Annotated in this window: 2 protein-coding genes and 1 pseudogene; 1 reads left to right on the top strand and 2 read right to left on the bottom strand. The window is 64.9% G+C overall.

Annotation, left to right across the window (positions count from 1 at the left end; genetic code table 11):
* Nucleotides 1-144: pseudogene (locus J0A65_RS27555) on the bottom strand (aquaporin); the annotation flags it as partial.
* A 208-nt stretch (nt 145-352) separates the two neighbouring features.
* On the bottom strand, nt 353-595 hold the full coding sequence (locus J0A65_RS23250) for a hypothetical protein (protein ID WP_037051528.1): 243 nt from the start codon (nt 593-595) through the stop codon (nt 353-355).
* A 178-nt stretch (nt 596-773) separates the two neighbouring features.
* Between J0A65_RS23250 and J0A65_RS23245 the strand changes: the two genes are divergently transcribed.
* The gene (locus J0A65_RS23245) at nt 774-1,496 is read left to right on the top strand and encodes a response regulator transcription factor (RefSeq protein ID WP_134675766.1); all 723 of its coding nucleotides are present in this window, start codon (nt 774-776) and stop codon (nt 1,494-1,496) included.
* Nucleotides 1,497-1,500: the final 4 nt, after the last annotated feature.

Below are 1,500 nucleotides of genomic sequence, written 5' to 3'. Positions count from 1 at the left end.
CATGGTCAGCACGCTCAGGCCGAACGCCAGGGAGATACCCAGCAGGCCCACACCGAACCCCGACAGGATGGCCGTACCGCAGCCCCCCATGACCAGCCAGAACGTACCAAGCAGTTCGGCAGCGTATTTATTCATCATCATCACTCCAGCACACACGACATGAACGAGGGGCAGCGCCTCCCTGCGCCCCTCTGGCCAGCCGACGGCAGCCTCCATGGCACGCCGTCCACCGCCAGGAACCCCGACGGCCAGTCCCTGAGCCACGAGGCAAGGTCCATCCCGGACCGGTTCGATGCGGGCTCCCTGCCCGGACACCCAAGCCGGGTACCCAAACCGTCCCTGGACAGGGTCTTCAAAAGACCCAGCGCGGCCTCACCACCTCCAGCGGGTAGTCGTCGCCGATCAGCAGCAGATGTTCCGGCACCGCAGGACGGGACCAGACCCTCTGCTCGAGATGGCCTACCGGCTGGCGTGGCAACGCCGCTTCTGCCTCGACGAACACCCGAGTACGCGTGGGCGTGACCGACAACAGAGCCAAGCACCCCAATGCCAACACGACTCCTGTACGCATCAACGCCCCTTTGCCTCCAGACATCCGCCCTCTCCCTGGCGGCCTGATACAGGCCCCGCAGACAACACCGGGGCCCCTCCCTTTGACGCGGACTCTAGCAAGCACCCCGCGGGATTTGAGGGATCCGTCACATTTCTTCAGAATCAGCGAGAATTCATCGCCAGCCAGGCGATCAGAGCAGCGAAGTAACGGAGGACAGGCCATGCGCGTGGCGATACTGGACGATGAGACGGCTGAACTGCAGCGCCTCGAGCAGACCCTGCAGAGCATGGACGAGTCGCAGCGCGCGCCCTGGCTCACGCACTGTTTCTGTCGCGGTGAAGAGATGCTCCGGCGGCTCAAGCGCGAGCGCTACGACCTGCTCATCCTCGACTGGCAGGTGCCGGACATCAGTGGCCTGCAGATTCTCAAGTGGAGCCGTGAGCACCTGGAAGATTCGCCACCGGTGATCATGATCACCAGCCGCGACAGCGAGCAGGACGTGGTGCGAGCCCTCAACGCCGGTGCCGACGACTACATCTGCAAGCCCTTTCGCCCGCACGAGCTGCGGGCGCGCATCCTCGCGGTGATGCGCCGTCGCGGCGGAGTCCGCCCGGCAGAGGCCGAACGCAGCCAGTTCGGCGACCTGCTGTTCGACGACGCCGAGCTCTGCGTCAGCCGCGCCGGCCAGCCGGTGACGCTGACCGAGCGCGAGTACCGCATTGCGCGTTATCTGTTCAACAACCTCGGCCGCCCGCTATCACGCGAGTACTTCTACGAGCGCTTCTGGCCCCATGAAGAAGTGCATTCCTCGCGCCCGCTAGATACCCATATCTACCGTTTGCGCAACAAGCTGGGCCTGTCGCCCGAACATGGCTGGCAGTTGCTCACCATCTACGGCTATGGCTATCGGCTGGAGCGCGTCGGCGACGAGCAGGCCCACTAGCCCC

This window comes from Bowmanella yangjiangensis (assembly GCF_017255015.1).
GTDB classification, from domain to species: Bacteria; Pseudomonadota; Gammaproteobacteria; order Enterobacterales; family Alteromonadaceae; genus Bowmanella; species Bowmanella yangjiangensis.
This window is presented reverse-complemented; position numbering and strand designations above follow the sequence as displayed.